Source organism: Vibrio sp. 947, assembly GCF_033339115.1.
Taxonomy (GTDB): domain Bacteria; phylum Pseudomonadota; class Gammaproteobacteria; order Enterobacterales; family Vibrionaceae; genus Vibrio; species Vibrio alginolyticus.
In genome coordinates, this window is the sequence record NZ_JAWOTX010000002.1 from 355013 (window position 1) to 371556 (window position 16544).

The 16544-nt window shown below is 44.3% G+C and carries 16 protein-coding genes; 7 read left to right on the top strand and 9 right to left on the bottom strand.

All coding sequences use genetic code 11. From position 1 onward, the window contains the following. Window positions 1-86 precede the first annotated feature (86 nt). Complete coding sequence (locus R7Q39_RS04115; RefSeq protein ID WP_149191887.1) at window positions 87-968, bottom strand: AEC family transporter; 882 nt, start codon at window positions 966-968, stop codon at window positions 87-89. Window positions 969-1502: 534 nt separating this feature from the next. Between R7Q39_RS04115 and ihfA the strand changes: the two genes are divergently transcribed. Beyond that, complete coding sequence (gene ihfA, locus R7Q39_RS04120; RefSeq protein ID WP_005377899.1) at window positions 1503-1799, top strand: integration host factor subunit alpha; 297 nt, start codon at window positions 1503-1505, stop codon at window positions 1797-1799. Window positions 1800-1920: 121 nt separating this feature from the next. On the opposite strand, the gene R7Q39_RS04125 is transcribed toward ihfA, so the two are convergent. After that, window positions 1921-2700 (bottom strand): phosphoribosylglycinamide formyltransferase, encoded by a 780-nt coding sequence (locus R7Q39_RS04125; protein WP_213972298.1) that lies wholly within the window; start codon window positions 2698-2700, stop codon window positions 1921-1923. A 315-nt stretch (window positions 2701-3015) separates the two neighbouring features. On the opposite strand from R7Q39_RS04125, the gene R7Q39_RS04130 reads away from it, so the two are divergent. Then, window positions 3016-3666 (top strand): thiopurine S-methyltransferase, encoded by a 651-nt coding sequence (locus R7Q39_RS04130; protein WP_213972299.1) that lies wholly within the window; start codon window positions 3016-3018, stop codon window positions 3664-3666. A gap of 72 nt (window positions 3667-3738) precedes the next feature. Here the strand turns inward: R7Q39_RS04130 and purT are convergent, their stop codons facing one another. The 7 genes from purT to R7Q39_RS04165 all read right to left on the bottom strand — a co-directional run bounded on the left by purT (window position 3739) and on the right by R7Q39_RS04165 (window position 11327). Beyond that, window positions 3739-4914, bottom strand: a complete 1176-nt coding sequence (gene purT, locus R7Q39_RS04135; protein WP_085569562.1) for a formate-dependent phosphoribosylglycinamide formyltransferase — start codon at window positions 4912-4914, stop codon at window positions 3739-3741. 143 nt (window positions 4915-5057) lie between these two features. Beyond that, complete coding sequence (gene cdd / locus R7Q39_RS04140; protein WP_017633940.1) at window positions 5058-5945, bottom strand: cytidine deaminase; 888 nt, start codon at window positions 5943-5945, stop codon at window positions 5058-5060. 430 nt (window positions 5946-6375) lie between these two features. After that, a complete protein-coding gene (locus R7Q39_RS04145; RefSeq protein ID WP_005377888.1) occupies window positions 6376-7053 on the bottom strand; it encodes an LrgB family protein in 678 nt (225 codons plus the stop codon). A gap of 1 nt (window position 7054) precedes the next feature. After that, complete coding sequence (locus R7Q39_RS04150) at window positions 7055-7429, bottom strand: CidA/LrgA family protein (RefSeq protein ID WP_005397786.1); 375 nt, start codon at window positions 7427-7429, stop codon at window positions 7055-7057. 55 nt (window positions 7430-7484) lie between these two features. Next, window positions 7485-8906, bottom strand: a complete 1422-nt coding sequence (gene sbcB / locus R7Q39_RS04155) for an exodeoxyribonuclease I (protein WP_085569561.1) — start codon at window positions 8904-8906, stop codon at window positions 7485-7487. A gap of 157 nt (window positions 8907-9063) precedes the next feature. Further along, on the bottom strand, window positions 9064-10437 hold the full coding sequence (locus R7Q39_RS04160; protein ID WP_005377885.1) for an L-cystine transporter: 1374 nt from the start codon (window positions 10435-10437) through the stop codon (window positions 9064-9066). Window positions 10438-10637: 200 nt separating this feature from the next. Next, window positions 10638-11327 (bottom strand): NAD(P)H-binding protein, encoded by a 690-nt coding sequence (locus tag R7Q39_RS04165; RefSeq protein ID WP_318075796.1) that lies wholly within the window; start codon window positions 11325-11327, stop codon window positions 10638-10640. A gap of 248 nt (window positions 11328-11575) precedes the next feature. Here R7Q39_RS04165 and cobT point away from each other — a divergent pair, with 248 nt between their 5' ends. The 5 genes from cobT to R7Q39_RS04190 all read left to right on the top strand — a co-directional run bounded on the left by cobT (window position 11576) and on the right by R7Q39_RS04190 (window position 16506). Continuing rightward, window positions 11576-12619, top strand: coding sequence for a nicotinate-nucleotide--dimethylbenzimidazole phosphoribosyltransferase (cobT, locus tag R7Q39_RS04170; RefSeq protein WP_005377883.1), 1044 nt, complete (start codon window positions 11576-11578; stop codon window positions 12617-12619). Continuing rightward, the gene (locus R7Q39_RS04175; RefSeq protein WP_053306937.1) at window positions 12619-13425 is read left to right on the top strand and encodes an adenosylcobinamide-GDP ribazoletransferase; all 807 of its coding nucleotides are present in this window, start codon (window positions 12619-12621) and stop codon (window positions 13423-13425) included. Before cobT ends, R7Q39_RS04175 begins: the two co-directional genes overlap by 1 nt. Further along, a complete protein-coding gene (cobU, locus tag R7Q39_RS04180; RefSeq protein WP_005389806.1) occupies window positions 13422-13955 on the top strand; it encodes a bifunctional adenosylcobinamide kinase/adenosylcobinamide-phosphate guanylyltransferase in 534 nt (177 codons plus the stop codon). Before R7Q39_RS04175 ends, cobU begins: the two co-directional genes overlap by 4 nt. Before the next feature lie 11 nt (window positions 13956-13966). Beyond that, window positions 13967-14581 carry an alpha-ribazole phosphatase gene (gene cobC / locus R7Q39_RS04185; RefSeq protein ID WP_017820880.1) on the top strand — a complete coding sequence of 205 codons (615 nt, stop codon included), beginning with the start codon at window positions 13967-13969 and terminating at the stop codon, window positions 14579-14581. Window positions 14582-14709: 128 nt separating this feature from the next. Continuing rightward, window positions 14710-16506 carry a M3 family oligoendopeptidase gene (locus R7Q39_RS04190; protein WP_054729866.1) on the top strand — a complete coding sequence of 599 codons (1797 nt, stop codon included), beginning with the start codon at window positions 14710-14712 and terminating at the stop codon, window positions 16504-16506. Window positions 16507-16544 lie beyond the last annotated feature (38 nt).

Sequence of the window (16544 nt, forward strand, 5' to 3'; positions counted from 1 at the left end):
CTAGACCAAACTAGGGATGGCCCTTACCCGAGATTAGGAACGTATTGTTTTTCAGCTAATACACGCTAACGATAGCTTATTGGCGGTTAGGCAGCGAGTGAGAGGGTATAGCTAAGCAGAAGAGGCAGCGTAAGAATGCTGAAAAAGTTGCCAAATAGTACCATTGATGCCACCTTCATGGGTTCTATATTCAGTCTTTCCGCAAATAGGTAATTCATGACGGCTGGTGGCAGCATTGTGAAGAGCACCATCATTTGCAATTGCATCGTTGGAAGGGGAATTAACCAATAAATAAGTGCAAAAGCGACAGCACCAGTTGCCAGTGACTGCACGGTACACAACACACCAATCTTTAAACCGTCCAACCGTAAATGACACATTTGTGCCCCCAGAGATAAAAGCATCACGGGTACGGCCGCTTGCCCAAGTAGAGCAGTGGTTTCGTATAAAGGCGCCCATGCACCCACATTTGACACGTTGAGAAACAGAGCCAACGACGCTGCTAAAAAGATTGGCATCTTGACTATTTGCTTAAAAGGGTTGCCATGACTAAGCAGCATTACGCCTAAGCTGATATGCAAGCATGCTGACACGACAAATAAAAGCACTGCTGAGGACAGCGCAATTTCTCCAAACGTATAGGTAAACAAAGGAATAGCTAGATTTCCGCTATTGCGAAACATATGTGGTGGCGCCCAGGTTTTAAACGAGAGTGACGTCCATCGACATACCGGGAGCATGAGTAGTGCGGGAATTAAAACCGCGACAATTGCCGCCAAAAGAAGCGGCCCCTGATTTGAATCGAGCGGCATGCTAACGAGTGACGAAAATACCAGTGCTGGCGTAAATACCTCAATATTAATGCGGTTTATTGGGCGAAAGTCAGGCTTGATGTAACGACCGACCAAATAGCCAACTCCGACAAGAGCAAAAACAGGGAAAAGAATATTTATGATTTGATTAATCATGGTCGCCTAGAAGCAGTGTAAGAAGCTAATGAGGAAATACACGAACTTCCACATTATCAATCTTTGTATATGGCGTCATCGTTAAACAGCGAGAAGCGTGGGTTTAATCAAGCTTTCTAAGCACAGTTGCAAAGTACAGGTGGTCATACCTTTTAATCTAATTGTTACGTATCGAGTTACATACAAATCACTGAATTTACGACAAGTTCTATGTCAAGTGTCTGTTAAATAACCAATATCTGATATTTTTATTAAATAGTGTTTAATGTTGATATTTAAACTGATTTTAGTTTTATAGTCTGGATGTTTTTCCTGATAAAGATGAAACGAAAACAAAAATATCAAATTTCTGGCGTTTAACAATAATTTACGTAGTGCTATTCCTTTTGTTCGCCAAGAAAAAAGTTGGCGAAAATCATAAGCTTGTCATACACTTCCTGATGTAACCCCGATATGTTGTTGAATTGGTAGGGTAAAACTGCTCTGGCGCTACACTAACGTAGCATTGTTTAACATAGCTTTGAGGAAAGTTTTATGGCGCTCACAAAAGCCGAACTGGCAGAAAACCTGTTTGATAAATTAGGATTTAGTAAGCGGGACGCCAAGGAAACGGTGGAAGTGTTCTTTGAAGAGATTCGTAAGGCACTGGAAAGTGGCGAACAGGTAAAACTGTCAGGTTTTGGTAACTTTGATCTTCGTGACAAGAATGAACGACCTGGTCGTAACCCGAAAACTGGTGAAGATATTCCAATTACTGCTCGACGTGTAGTGACTTTTCGCCCGGGTCAGAAGTTAAAAGCTCGTGTAGAAAACCTGAAGAAAGTACAGTAAGCCGAATAAATGGATCACGCTAAGGCGTGGTCTTTTTTTGCGTAAAATTCGTGTGCATACAAATGAAAACCACCGCAATGCGGTGGTTTTTCTGTTTATGAGAGACGCTTAATGATATCGGTTACGCCGCTTCTAGATGCGTTGTTAAGTATGGTTGCCATGCTTGTTGGTACAAGTTCTTAGACTGTGTACGCATGTTGTGAATAGAGGCAAGCTCTATTTCGCTTAGCTCACGTTTTTCCAACATCGCTTGACGTTCTAGTTTCTGGATTTTTTCGTATAGGTCGTGTTCGGGACCGCTTTTTACATCTGCGATTGCTTTCAAGTGCAGTTGAACTTCGGCTACTAGGTTTGTTTTTGGTAAACGAACGAGCAAGTTCAAGTCTCTATATCCTGAAGGGCCAGGTTTTTTGAATCGATTTTTTACTTTCACAATCGTTGTTTCACGCTCTAACGTTTCATAAATGGAGACTAAGCTCGCGACGTCTTCAGCAACAATCGTTGCACGTGCTAGGTCAGTAATACGTTCAACTTTCCCATCTAACTCTAAAGCTATCTTTTCTTCTGCTCGTTGTTTGGATTTCACGCCTGCGAAGTATGGCTGAGCGTCATTAAGAAGTGCGGTACTCTTACAGATAGTTTCAAGTTCAAATTGTGCTTGGTGAGCTTTGCTGTAAAGAATGTCGAAGTCAGAATATGGCTGAGTTGGCGTGATGTCGATTGACTGAATGCCATATAAACCGCTAAGGCTGTGTTTAAAAAGTTTCGAACAAACTTCGTTTTGGCTGGTTGAACGATTTTGTTCGCCACTAGGCGCAGGGGTAATTGGAAGTGCGGCAAATGCCGGTGCACGGCTAAGTACCAAAAGCATCAATGCTGTAGTACGAAGAAATAAGCTCATTCACTCTCCTTAACTTGCTTGTACTTAGAAAATAGGGAACATAAAGGTCGCTAAGTTCGGCAAATCAGGTACTAACTTATAAATGGGGCCATTACGAAAGATTCCAAGGTTTTAGTTTTATCTTGAAGTAGAATCGTGCGTTAGATCACCATTTCTCTTTTCTTTATTCTGATTATCAGATAAAGGCGCGTCTCCTATGAGACCGATTACATCCTATCACCGCAGTATTAACCAAAGATGAACGGCATAGACAAATTGAAAAAAAACGTTAGTCTTACCTCTCAAAATGAAAACAGCCGACAAGTAGAAAGTAAAATGAGAGACCAAGAATTTTGGCATAACAAATGGGCCAGCAATCAGATCGGGTTTCACTTGGAAGATGTAAACCCGCTATTACCAGTATATTGGAAACACACTAATCCAAAGCGTGAAGATAAAGTGTTAGTTCCTTTATGTGGAAAGTCAGAAGACTTGATTTGGCTAGCGATGAAGCATGATTCGGTTGAAGGCGTTGAGCTAAGCCATATTGCTGTGCGTGCCTTTTTTGCTGAACATTTTTACACGCCAACGGTAACGCCTCTTAATGGCATGCACGAGCTTTATCAATTTGATGAGCTCTCTATTTATACTGGGGACTTTTTCACTGCACCAGTATCTCAAGCCGATATCATTTATGATCGCGCCGCGTTGGTTGCTTTACCGCAAGATATGCGAGAGGAGTATGTAGAGCGTCTCAAGCAACTTTTGAACCCAGGCGGTCGTATTTTGCTTGTTACACTCAATTATCCTCAAGAAGAGATGGCGGGGCCTCCATTTAGCGTGCCGGTCGGAGAGATTGAGCAGTTATTTTCAGGTTACAAAGTTACTTGTTTGAACGTAGATGAAGCTGACGAGAATCATCCTAAAATTGCGAAAAAAGGCTTAAGTCGCTTCTCTGAAGAAGTGTACTTAATCGAGAGTGAATAGGCTCTCTTCGGTTTGGAACACGAAATAGCGCAGCAATTTGAGCTGCGCTATTTTTGTATGAGTGGTTCGTATTTAATAAATGATATTCACTTTTGAAGCACTTTCAACAGCATCTTGAACGGCTTCTTCGGTGGTTTTTCGTCGCGTAAGGACAACACCTAAACGGCGGCGACCATCGATTTCTGGCTTACCGAATAGACGAACTTGTGTTTGAGGTTGAGCTAAAGCTTTGCTTAGGTTTTCAAAGCGAATGTTTGTGGAAGTCCCTTGTCCAAGAATAACAGCAGACGCAGATGGGCCATGTTGCACAATATTATTAATTGGCATTCCGGTAAACGCGCGCACGTGGAGAGCAAACTCAGACATTTCCTGCGAAATCATTGTAACCATACCCGTATCGTGAGGGCGAGGAGAGACCTCATTGAAAATGACTTTATCGCCTTTGACAAACAGCTCTACACCAAAGATGCCGTAGCCACCGAGCGCGTTTACCACTTTCTCAGCCGTGTATTCAGCTGCTTTTACTGCGTTTTCTGACATAGCTTGCGGTTGCCATGATTCGCGGTAGTCGCCATCTTCCTGACGATGACCAATTGGAGCACAGAAATGCACACCGTCAACGGCTCTGATGGTCAATAAAGTGATTTCGTAATCGAAGTCGATAAAACCTTCCACGATAACGCGACCTGCACCCGTACGTCCGCCTTCCTGAGCGTAATCCCATGCTTTTGTAACGTCGTCTTCGGTCTTGATAACACTTTGCCCTTTACCTGAAGAGCTCATCACAGGCTTCACCACGCACGGAATACCCACATGCTCAACCGCGGCTTTGAAGTCTTCAAAGTTATCTGCAAAACGATAAGGTGAAGTCGTCAATTCCAGTTCTTCTGCTGCCAAACGTCGGATACCTTCACGATTCATTGTTAGCCTGGTTGCCTTAGCGGTTGGAACAACATTCAGTCCTTTCTCTTCAAGCTCTACCAGTTTGCCGGTTGCGATGGCTTCAATTTCTGGTACGACGTAAGTAGGTTGTTCCTTCGTAATAACTTCTTCTAAGGCGTTCCCATCTAACATGTCGATAACATAACTACGGTGAGCGACTTGCATCGCTGGAGCATTGGCATAGCGATCACAAGCAATCACTTCTAAACCAAGTCTCTGGCATTCAATGGCGACTTCTTTACCGAGTTCGCCAGAGCCTAAAAGTAATACACGGGTAGCATTTGCGCTAGTTGCAGTGCCAAACATAGTGTTCCCTTACAAAATAGAGTGATGAGACAGAAATTGCAGGAGATCATACTGAAGTTTTATGACAAAGCAAACGTTTGCTTTTGGTTTTTAGGTAATAAAAAAGCTCTACATGTTGTAGAGCTTTTTGTTGAATTTGTCGTTTATACGTTGACAAAACTAAGCGGAATATCTGGATTCAACGCTTCCAACGTTGATTGCGTATCGGCTAAATGACTGATCTTACCTTCTGAGTTCTCTACCAATGCAGCGGCTTTGATGCTGTCAAAGGTTTCACCCGCAAGTAAAACTTGGATTAGCGCAACTTGTAACGGCGGCAAGCTAGGATTGAACGCTGCATTTTCTGCATAAGCGCCTTGGAATACACGGCCGCTAGTCATCTCTAATGCTAAACCACTCAAGTTGTTGGTGTATGGTGAGTGGCTCATGTTCATCGCTTCAACTGCACTTTGGATGAGTGCGCCTTCATCATCACATGAGAACTGGTGTTTAACTTCTGCCATTAAGCCGGACTCGATACCGAGATCGTTTGGTCCAAAGGCTTCAGGCAGGTATTCATGAAGTGACTTTTCTTCGCGTTCTGGGAGCTGGATTTTAAGCTCGTTTGCGGTAGATAACTCATTCATGAACTGGCGGCAGTGACCACATGGGCTGAAGTTGATAGTGATATCCTTAACACCACGTTCGCCTTTCATCCAAGCATGGCTAATCGCAGACTGCTCTGCGTGAACCGTTTGACCCAACTGTACACCAAAGAATTCCATGTTGGCACCGAAGTAAAGGCGACCTGAAAGACCACGAACGATAGCGCCGACATAAAAGTCAGAAAGGGGAGCATAGGAGTACGCTGCGGCAAAAGGAAGTAGCGCAACACGAAGCTCTTTGTCTGATAGACCGGTAGCTGAAAGCAACTGCTCAAATTGTTGAACTGAAAGCGTAGCATCAAAATCATCAGCTTGGATGATAGGAGCAAGTTGTTTGGAAAGTGCTTCTGGAGCGCCTGCTAGCGCCTGTTCAATGCGACTTTTCATGTTGAATCCTTGTTATTGCATGGACAGTTATTCTATGTGAAAGATAGAAATGTTCCGTGCGTTAGATCACGATAAATAATGCAATTGATAATTCTGTTACATAATTAGAGTGAGCTCACACATGTATTCGATTGCACAGGTGTGAAGCGTTATCTCCGTCTCACAATTAACCATATCAGTATATATTCATATGACCAAGGAGCAGGAGTATGTTACTAACGCGACTTTTACCGCTATGCTATTTTATACCTACGTAATCTAGAGCGAGTGGTAGCACCTAGAATGCTAACGCTATGAATGTATATCTCGATCAAGTCCCTTCACGATATTACTGGGTGAGGTTGATAGATAAGATAGGGTTTTGAAAAGGGTAAGGAAGAAGCGGAAAGGCTACGGCCTGCCGGAAGGAGGGCAGACCGAGAGCGCTTAACTATTGATATAGCCAGACAGCCAAAGCAAAAAAGCTTGGAGCCAAAATAGAAGTTATGATCCCACATAAAACCAATGCGAGTGATGAGAACGCGGCATCTATGGGCTGTTTCTCTGCACAAGTAGCGGTGCCTAAGGCATGAGAGACTGTACCCATTGTCAGACCACGTGCAATCGGGTGTTTAATTCCAATCAAATTGTAAATTGGGTATGCCAAAATTGCGCCCAATAAACCGACAATCAGAACCAAGATCGCTGCAACGGCGGCTTCACCACCGAGGTGACTCGATATTTCCATCGCTATTGGTGTAGTGACGGACTTACCCACTAGACTCGCGATTAAACTGATATCCGCTTTGAAAGCGACTGCGATCAAGGTGGTTGTCATCATCGACATCACACTGCCTACTGTGCAAGCAAAAGTGATGATTCGCCAGTTTGCTTTAATTTGTGGTAGTTGTTCATATAGTGGATAAGCCAGAGCAACTACGGCTGGTTGAAGTAAAAAACTGATCCCTTCGTTATCCGCATAATACGTTTCAAACGGTACATTTAAGTAAGTAAGCAAAGGAATGAGCACTGCAATACTGATCAGCAAAGGATTTGCTAGAGGATTATTCACTTTGATTGCAATTTGGCGCGCGACAAGAAAAACCGCAATGGTAACAACTAACCACATATCAGTGCTTCTCCTTTAACAAGTAGTCCAGCAGCCAAGCGAGGCTGACTAGTACAATGAGTGAGCCTCCAACTGCGCTAGCAATGATAGGGAGGGCATTAGCGAGTAGCATATCGAAATGTTGCATTAATCCCACGCTAATAGGAACGAACAATAAGATCATATAGCGGATAAATAGCGTGGCGCCCGGTTTGACCCAGTCGACTTTTACAAGCCCAAGAGTCATGGAGAAAAACAGTACGAGCATACCGATGACACTTCCTGGAACGGAAACGCCAGTGAACTTTTGAATGGTAATTCCGATGCCAAGTGCTCCCATGATGAGGAAGATTGAAATGAGCAGTTGGATCAGTTGTAAGAATCGTTCTTTAATCATTTTGACAGTATATAAACAACAAGCACACCATAAGGTGCGCTTGTATTAGGAGGAGTTAGGAAGCTAAGCTCTCTACATAACGGTACACGGATTTTAATATCGCAATCTTCTTTTCGTCACTTTCATGTTCGTGAACTAAGTTTTCTAAATTCAGCATGTACTCTTCAATTTGGCTTTCAAACACTTCTCGACAGTGTAGTGCCCAGCGTCTTTGTTCTTGCTCGTCTAATGTGCCTGGGAAGTTACGCGCACGATAGCGGAACAATAGAGGTTTAATACGCTTGTCATCAAATTCAATGTCTAATGCAGCAAGATTATTCGGGTCGGTTTCTCGAATGATATCCATAGCTGCGCGATCAGCCGGAGAAAAGAACCCGTCGTAAAGCTGTGTATCGACGTCATCACTTTTATCGAATTTACGCTCGACTGAAAAGAGGCTAATCAGCTTTTCTCTAATTTCAGGATGTTGGCGCAACAAAGCGAGATTAGCGAGACATTGCTGGCGATCAATGCCAATAGACTCCGCATTTTCAGCTGTTAACGTTTTTGCAGGGGCGAGAATAGGGCATTTGTTCAAATGAACTAGTTTAACTGGCACTGGTAGCAATTCACCAAGATCTTCGCGCTTAGTGTAGAGTCTTTCGTGCAGCTCTTCTGCGGATAGCTCAAGAATAGGTTGAGGGTCTTTCGCTAAATCGATGGTGATAACGGCGTTATTATTGGTTGGATGCCAAGCAACAGGCACAATCCAGCTAGTGTACTGGCATTCGCGCCCTAGCATGCCTGAAACGTGCATCAACGGTGTCATGTTGACGATGTCGACTAAATCATTGAGCTTGCGCTTTTGGCGCATAGAAAAAAAGTAATCAAACAATTTTGGTTGCGCTGCTTTTACTTTCTTTGCCATTTCGATAGTCGCAACCACATCTGCCATGGCATCGTGCGCGTTACTATGCTCTATGCCGTTAGCCACAGACAAGTGTTCTAATTTAAAGCTAGTGAAGCCATCTTCGTTTTCTGGCCATTCTACGCCTTCTGGGCGAAGGGCATGGCACGCGCGTAGTACATCGAGTAAATCCCAACGTGAGTTACCGTTTTGCCAACTCCATGCGTATGGATCGATAAAGTTGCGATAACAAGTATAACGGGTCACTTCGTCATCAAAGCGAATGCTGTTGTAGCCTAAACTGGTAGTATTTGGTTTCGCGAGTTCAGCGTGAATCTTAGCGATAAACTCTGGCTCAGAAAGGCCTTCTTGAACCGTTTTTTGCGGAGTAATACCAGTAATAAGTGCAGCTTCAGGAGACGGAAGATAATCAGCAGGTGGCTGGCAGTACATGACTAAAGGCTCGCCGATGATATTAAAGTTTTCATCTGTACGAACACCAGCAAACTGGCTTGGGCGATCTTTCGCGGGGTTGGTTCCCCATGTCTCATAATCAAAGAAGAAAAAAGTGGGCTGATTATCTTGGTGCATTCTGCTTACCGTTTACAAAACCGATGACAGTATTAGACCATTCAACGCCTTGACTAGCAACGAAAGATGCAAGTTGAATTTTTGAAAATGAAAAAAGCCGATGGCGAACCATCGGCTTGATATTTTACGTTTTATCGCTTTGGAAGGAATTTGAGTTCTATGCTCGTGTTTCTTCCAATGTTGCTTCACTTTCTGGTGACTTCAGCACTCGGCTAGCAATTGTACCCGCAGTCATTGAGCCTGAAACGTTTAGTGCGGTACGTGCCATGTCAATCAATGGTTCAATAGAGATAAGCAGCGCTGCGATGGTCACAGGTAAGCCCATTGCAGGAAGAACAATCAAGGCTGCAAACGTCGCACCGCCGCCGACACCTGCAATACCAAATGAGCTGATGGTGATAATCGCAATCAATGACAGGATAAAGTGTAGATCAAGTGGGTTGATGCCCATTGTCGGAGCTACCATCACTGCAAGCATTGCAGGATAGATACCCGCACAGCCGTTTTGGCCGATAGTGGCACCAAACGATGCTGATAGGTTTGCAATCGCTGGTGGTACGTTAAGCTTCGTGATTTGCGCTTCTACGTTTAGTGGAATTGTTGCTGCTGAGCTACGAGATGTAAACGCGAAGGTCAGTACAGGCCAGATTTTCTTAAAGTATTCCGCAGGGCTAACGCCGACAAAAGAGACTAATACGCCATGAACAACAAACATCAGTGCGATAGCAACATAAGACGCCACAATAAAGCCAAGTAGGTTTAGGATGTCGCCTGCGCTTGATGTCGCTACCACTTTTGCCATCAGTGCTGCGATGCCGTATGGCGTTAGGGCCATGATCATCTTCACTAGTCGCATAACGATAGATTGAGCAGCTTCTACGAAAGTACGAATCGGTGATTCCAACTCTGCTTTTTCCATCATCACTTTACGAGCGGCGATACCAGTTAACACGCCGAAAATCACAACAGCGATAATTGATGTCGAGCGAGCACCTGTTAGATCAGCAAATGGGTTGGTTGGAATGAAGCTAACTAGCATTTGAGGAATAGTTAAGTCACTTACTGTACCGGCACGGCTTTCTAAAACGGCGATACGAGCGGTTTCACGCGCACCTTCAGTTAACCCTTCTGCTGACAGGCCAAATGTCGTTGTCACCAAAATACCGATAAGTGCAGCAATTGCAGTCGTTACTAGAAGAACAGAGATGGTCAGGCCAGAAATTTTACCTAAAGATCCACCTTTCTCCAACTTAACAACTGCAGAGATCATCGATACCAATACTAGTGGCATGATGACCATTTTCAGTAGACCAACGTAGCCACTGCCTACAATGCCTACCCATTCAAGTGTTTGAGCAATTGCGCTGTTGCCTTCACCGTGAATGAGTTGCAAAGCAAGACCAAAAAGAGAACCGGTAACAAGACCGATCAAAACGAGACGTGAAAGAGTGTGTTTCTTTTGTTGCTGATTAAATAGAAAGAACAATATTCCAACAAAGACGGCTAGAGAGGCTATCACTGCAAAATTCATAATTTGACCTTATCAACCAGCCGAAGTGGCGGTTGTTTTTTATACGGGTTTTTATACGGATTTATTTATGGAGCGTAAGATAACGCTCGTGATATAACTTTAAAAATGACAAACGGGTATTAGCTAGATCTAAAATGAATATAAAAACGAGATCTAAGTCGCGTGAGAGTGTGAATTAGCACGTTAATTGTACAAAATGGTTATTCGTAGTGATGCAGTAATTCACGCATTTCTTTCCTTTGTAAGTAAACCACCGAGTCTTCTTGATAACTGAAAAGTTGATAAATCATCGCTTTGGCGACATCTTCTGCTCGAATAGGTAAAAAGTTGGACAGTTTGCCTAGCATAAGTGGGCGAATTACCTTAAACAGAGTTTGTACTAACTTCTCGTCCATTCTTGGGTTTTGACGTTGACCAACAAGCGGGCTTGGGCGAACAAATACGATTTCCTCAAAATCCATAGCTTCGATTCGTTGTTCCATTTGTCCTTTACAAGCTAAGTAATGGGATGGCGATTTACTATTTGCACCGAGGCTAGAAACAACCGCAAGGCGTTTGACTCCGATTGTTTTCATTTGTTGGGCGACTTTGCACACCAGATCAACATCTACTCTACGCAAATTATCCTTACTGCCTGCTTGCTTAAGGGTCGTGCCTAAACAGATAAAGCCGATGGTTGGTGTTGGTTGGTTCTCATCCCATTGGTGGATAGAAAGGTCTGCATCAATGAGAGGAATAAGCTTGTTGTCCACATCTAGGACGCCATCGAGTGGGCGGCGAGAAAGATAATATAATGTTCCAACACCTGATTGATTTATGAGGTTTGCAATGACTTTTGAGCCTACTAAGCCAGTTGCACCGGCGATGATTGCGCTGGTGTTGTTATCCATATCTTTTCTCCTATATGGGAACATAGTCTAAGCTATTGTAGCGGATTTCAACGAGTTACTTATAATCTCGTGCAAGAAAGGTGAGACGCACTGCGAACTCGGCAGACTATCCTGAGATAAACTTGATTAGCGCTGCCCCAATTGGATGCAAGTGTATACAATAGTGGGCGCGCAAAAACTGTCGCTGAACAAGACCTCTTGAACAACAGAACACCTCTCACCCAGACAACATCAAAGGAACGTAAAAAATGGATGACTCTTTTGCTGCGGAGATACAAGCACGCATAGATAACAAAACCAAACCCGTCGGTTCTTTAGGCTTATTGGAAAAGGTGGCACTGCAGTTAGCTCTTATTCAAAGTCAGAATAAACCTCAGCCAGTTGATTCCATCGCTATCTGCAAACCGAGCATGCTGGTATTTGCTGGAGATCACGGCGTTGCAGAGGAGGGTGTGAGCATTGCGCCAAGCGAAGTCACTCAGCAAATGGTGGCTAACTTTCTCGCTGGCGGCGCAGCCATCAACTGTTTTTGCGACATTAATGGCATTCAACTCAAAGTAATAGATTGCGGCATGTTGGCTCCTATTGATGTGCTGGTTCCAGAATTTAAATCCCATCCCAACTTGGTTGAACAACGGTTGGGTAACGGTACGGCTAATTTTTCTAAACAATCCGCGATGTCCCCAGAACAAGTGGCGTTAGGTTTAGAATATGGTGCGAAGATTGCTGAGCATACCATTTTGCATGGTTCAAACCTCTTAATGTTCGGCGAGATGGGCATCGGTAATACCAGTTCGGCCTCAGCACTGTTATCGGCGCTGAGCTCATTAGATATTGATTATTGTGTTGGCGTTGGCACCGGAATCAATCAACAGCAGTTGAGCCGCAAATATAAACTGGTAGCACAGGGGGTAAACCGATGTCGAGGTCTTGATACCAAAGCGATTCTCGCACAGGTTGGGGGTTTTGAAATCGTACAAATGGTGGGCGCTTTTTTAGAAGCCAAGCGGCTTAAAACTCCAGTTTTAGTGGATGGGTTTATCGTATCGGTAGCGGCTTATATTGCGACGTTGCTAGATGAAGAAACGCGTGAATACATGTTGTTTGCCCATCGCTCTGAAGAAAATGGACATAAATTTGTATTGGAACATCTTAAAGCAGAACCTCTGCTCGACCTTGGTTTACGGCTAGGGGAGGGAACAGGAGCCGCTCTTGCCTTACCCTTGTTAAAAGCTGCCGCTCAGTTTTACAACAAAATGGCGAGCTTCGAGAGTGCAGGAGTTACAGTATAGTGTCAGTCCCTGATAATTCTGAGAAAGTCACGCCGTCATCGTTAAGATACCAGTGGGAGTTATTTCTATTAGCTACCAGTTTTTTTAGCCGCTTACCCGTGCCCCAAGCGTTGCCTTACAGTGAAGAACGCATGAATCAGGCAGGCCGTTACTTTGCGTTAGTTGGTCTCGTGCTTGGAGCACTTTGCGCTTTGGTATTCTCGCTCACCTCAATTTTTTTCCCAGAGTCGGTTGCCATAGTATTAACGATGGTGTTTAGCTTATTGTTAACTGGGGCTTTTCACGAAGACGGCTTGACCGATATGGCGGATGGCATTGGCGGTGGCATGACCGTAGAGCGACGCCTCTCTATTATGAAAGACAGTCGTATTGGCACTTATGGTGCCGCCACTCTCATTATGGCGTTATTGGCTAAGTATGTTTTTTGGAGTGAACTGGCTAACTTGCCGCACTTTTGGTTGGTCATTGTCGTCGCTTACACCGCAAGCCGAGCACTAGCAGCGACGCTTATTTATGACATGCCTTATGTCAGTGACAGTGATACGTCGAAAAGTAAACCGCTAGCAAGTCGCCAGTCTTCTCTAGAAGTCTCCATTTTGTTGTTTACTGGTGGCGTAACATTGCTTGTGCTTGGTTTCGCGGATGCGATCTTGATATCGCTTGTTCTCGTGGTATTTCGTTTGATGTTCAAACGTTGGTTAACCAAGCGAATTGGCGGCTTTACGGGGGATTGCCTTGGCGCAGCGCAGCAGCTATCGGAACTGCTTGTTTATCTCACTATGATTGGGTTGTATCACTCCTCATGAAGCAATTGATACTCGGTGGCGCGCGCTCTGGGAAGTCGCATTTGGCAGAAAAAACAGCTAAGCAATTATCGGTCGCTTCTCAGCGAGCATTACACTATGTTGCAACCGCGCTGCCATTTGACCAAGAAATGCGAGAGCGAATAGCGCATCATCAAAAGCAACGCGGGGGCGAGTGGCAAGAGCATGAATGCCAGCTTCATTTATCTGAGTTACTGACAAATTTCGCTACCACCGATGTTGTATTGGTCGATTGTTTAACCTTGTGGCTCAACAATTGGATATTTGAGTTAGGTGATGAATGTTCCAATGAGAAGCTAGAAGCAGAAATTGAAAAGCTTATACAGGTGGTGCGTGGCTCAGATGCGACGTTAATATTCGTCTCTAACGAGGTTGGAATGGGCATTGTACCTTTGGGGGCGGTTAGTCGTTATTTTGTGGATAATGCAGGACGGATGAATCAAAAACTAGCCAGTGTTTGCCATCGCGTTACCTTTGTTGCTGCTGGTTTGCCGTTGGTTCTTAAAGAGTAGGATGGAACAAAATGAAAACACTCAATATCTATCTTGTGCGTCATGGAAAAGTAGACGCTCCACCAGGACTCCATGGCCAAACAGATGTAAAAGTTACGCCTGCTGATCAAGAGAGTATTGCTCGGGCTTGGGCCGAGAGTGGACGAGGTGTGGGAGGAATAATTTCTTCTCCGCTTTCACGCTGTCAAGAACTGGCAAACATCATTGCTGAACAGCAATTATTACCAGTAATGACGGATGAGTCTTTACAAGAGATGGCATTTGGTGATTTTGATGGTATGCCTTTTGATATGCTCACTGAGCAGTGGAAAAAGCTAGATGCTTTTTGGCAATCGCCAGCACAACATACGTTGCCGAATGCTGAGAGCTTAAGCACATTTTCTGAGCGCATATGTCGCGTTTGGTCTCAAATCATCAACGATATCAATGACAATCTACTTATCGTCACGCATGGTGGCGTCATTCGTATGATTCTTGCTCATGTATTGGAGTTAGATTGGCGTAACCCAAAGTGGTATTCGACGTTGTCGATAGGAAACGCTTCTGTCACGCATGTAACAATTACCATAGATGAGCAAATTTACGCCTCGGTGCGTTCGATTGGCGTACCTCTTTTAACTCGTTAATTTATAAATATTAAAATGCCCAGAACGATATTGCTTACGGGCATAGTCACGGAAGATGTCAGTGGAAGCCCATCTGCTAGGTGCAGGAAGCGAAAATTGACTCAGTTACATAAAAAGGAAATATAGAAATGACAACGCCGAGTTGGGATTTGTCCATCGTTTATAACGACCTTTCTGACCCACGAATTCAAGACGATATTGCTCTTGTGGAACAATGTATTGATCTTTTGAATAAACAATCAGCAGATTGTGGCAACGTAGAGATCATGCAAAATGCGATTTTAACCAATGAAGCCGCGAGTCGTTTAGCGGGCACAGTTGCAAATTTTGCGAGTTGTTATGCTTCTGTTGATGCAACAAACGCCGAAGCGAAATCGTTACTTGGTAAAATGACCCGCATCTTTTCGGAGCTTTCCCAAGCGTTCAGTCCCTTTGATTTGACGCTAACGCATGCCGACGAAGAGTTTATCTTGCGCGTGTTAGACCATGAGAATCCTGATATCAGTGGGCAAGCTTTTTCTATCTTGAATTCTAGAAAGTTGGCGGATACTCGTCTTAGCAACGCAGAAGAACAGTTACTGGCTGCGATGAGTGTGGATGGCAAATCGGCTTGGGGTAACCTATACGATAACCTGACTGGCTCATTGAAAGTGAAGCTTGAGTACACAGATGGTAATAGTGAAGAGCTTGGGTTTTCTCAAGCGGCAAGCATTCTTTATGGTTCTGAATTCGAGCGTCAAGAAGCCGCGTGGCGAGGCGTACAAGATGCAATGCAAACGCACCAAGAATCATTCGCTGCGATTTTGAATGCGTTAGCAGGATGGCGCTTAACTGAAAACAAAAAGCGTTCTACGAAGCGTGAAGTTCACTTCCTAGAGCCGAGTTTGCATGGTAGCCGAATCCAAGCTGAAACTTTAAATGCGATGATGACAGTAGCCAAAGACAGTCGAGCTATTGGTCAGAAAGCGGGTTTATTGATGGCGCAAGTACATGGTCTGGATGAGATGAAACCTTGGAATCATCTGGCGGCTATGCCTGCTTTGAGCGGTGAAGCGAAGGTTTACGACTTTGATGAAGCGATTGATGTTATTTGTGAAGCATTTGAAACAGTAAACCCTGAGATGTCGGAGTTTGTCCGTTTGATGGTACAAAATGGTTGGATTGATGCCGCGCCAAATGCTAACAAGCGTCTTGGCGCATACTGCACCAAACTGCCAGCAACGCGAACACCACTTGTGTTTATGACTTGGAGTGGCAGTCGGTCAGACCTTATGACTCTGGCACATGAACTTGGCCATGCGTTCCATAACTGGGTTATTCGTGATTTGCCACTTTGCCAAACTTACTACCCAATGACGTTAGCAGAAACCGCCTCTATCTTTGCAGAAAACATCGTTCGTGATCATTTGATTTCGAAAGCGGAGAGCGTTGATGAAAAGCTCGAGATGTTGTGGGAAGAGTTGTCATCTGCGCTAGCTTTAATGATCAACATTCCGGTTCGCTACGAGTTTGAAAAATCGTTCTATGAACGCCGCCAGGATGGAGAGTTAACCGCAGATGAATTCTGTGAGTTGATGTCAGAAACTTGGAAAGAATGGTATGGCGACGTAATGAGCGAACCGGATCCGTACTTCTGGGCAAGCAAGCTGCACTTTTCTATTGATAGCGTGAGCTTTTATAACTACCCATACCTATTTGGTTTCTTGTTTAGCAAGGGTATCTATGCACAGCGAGAAAACAAAGGCGAAGCGTTTTACACCGATTACATCAATTTGCTGCGCGATACAGGCTGCATGATGGCGGAAGATGTCGTCGAAAAGCACCTGTCGATGGATTTAACCCAGCCAACGTTTTGGCAGCAGAGTGTTGAGCTAGTGCGTGAAAAAGTCGATGAGTTTGAGCGTTTGCTCGCACAGCGCGGCTAAGTTTTTCGCAGTGTTGATGCATAATCTGCTTTATAGCT

Bases quoted from the DNA above. Each gene is read 5' to 3' on its own strand.
- ihfA (WP_005377899.1), top strand. From the start codon at position 1,503: ATGGCGCTCACAAAAGCCGAACTGGCAGAAAACCTGTTTGATAAATTA.
- R7Q39_RS04125 (WP_213972298.1), bottom strand. From the start codon at position 2,700: ATGAGCTTATTTCTTCGTACTACAGCATTGATGCTTTTGGTACTTAGC.
- R7Q39_RS04150 (WP_005397786.1), bottom strand. From the start codon at position 7,429: ATGATTAAAGAACGATTCTTACAACTGATCCAACTGCTCATTTCAATC.
- R7Q39_RS04130 (WP_213972299.1), top strand. From the start codon at position 3,016: ATGAGAGACCAAGAATTTTGGCATAACAAATGGGCCAGCAATCAGATC.
- R7Q39_RS04160 (WP_005377885.1), bottom strand. From the start codon at position 10,437: ATGAATTTTGCAGTGATAGCCTCTCTAGCCGTCTTTGTTGGAATATTG.
- cobT (WP_005377883.1), top strand. From the start codon at position 11,576: ATGGATGACTCTTTTGCTGCGGAGATACAAGCACGCATAGATAACAAA.
- R7Q39_RS04115 (WP_149191887.1), bottom strand. From the start codon at position 968: ATGATTAATCAAATCATAAATATTCTTTTCCCTGTTTTTGCTCTTGTC.
- purT (WP_085569562.1), bottom strand. From the start codon at position 4,914: ATGTTTGGCACTGCAACTAGCGCAAATGCTACCCGTGTATTACTTTTA.
- R7Q39_RS04165 (WP_318075796.1), bottom strand. From the start codon at position 11,327: ATGGATAACAACACCAGCGCAATCATCGCCGGTGCAACTGGCTTAGTA.
- R7Q39_RS04190 (WP_054729866.1), top strand. From the start codon at position 14,710: ATGACAACGCCGAGTTGGGATTTGTCCATCGTTTATAACGACCTTTCT.
- sbcB (WP_085569561.1), bottom strand. From the start codon at position 8,906: ATGCACCAAGATAATCAGCCCACTTTTTTCTTCTTTGATTATGAGACA.
- R7Q39_RS04145 (WP_005377888.1), bottom strand. From the start codon at position 7,053: ATGTGGTTAGTTGTTACCATTGCGGTTTTTCTTGTCGCGCGCCAAATT.
- cdd (WP_017633940.1), bottom strand. From the start codon at position 5,945: ATGAAAAGTCGCATTGAACAGGCGCTAGCAGGCGCTCCAGAAGCACTT.
- cobU (WP_005389806.1), top strand. From the start codon at position 13,422: ATGAAGCAATTGATACTCGGTGGCGCGCGCTCTGGGAAGTCGCATTTG.
- cobC (WP_017820880.1), top strand. From the start codon at position 13,967: ATGAAAACACTCAATATCTATCTTGTGCGTCATGGAAAAGTAGACGCT.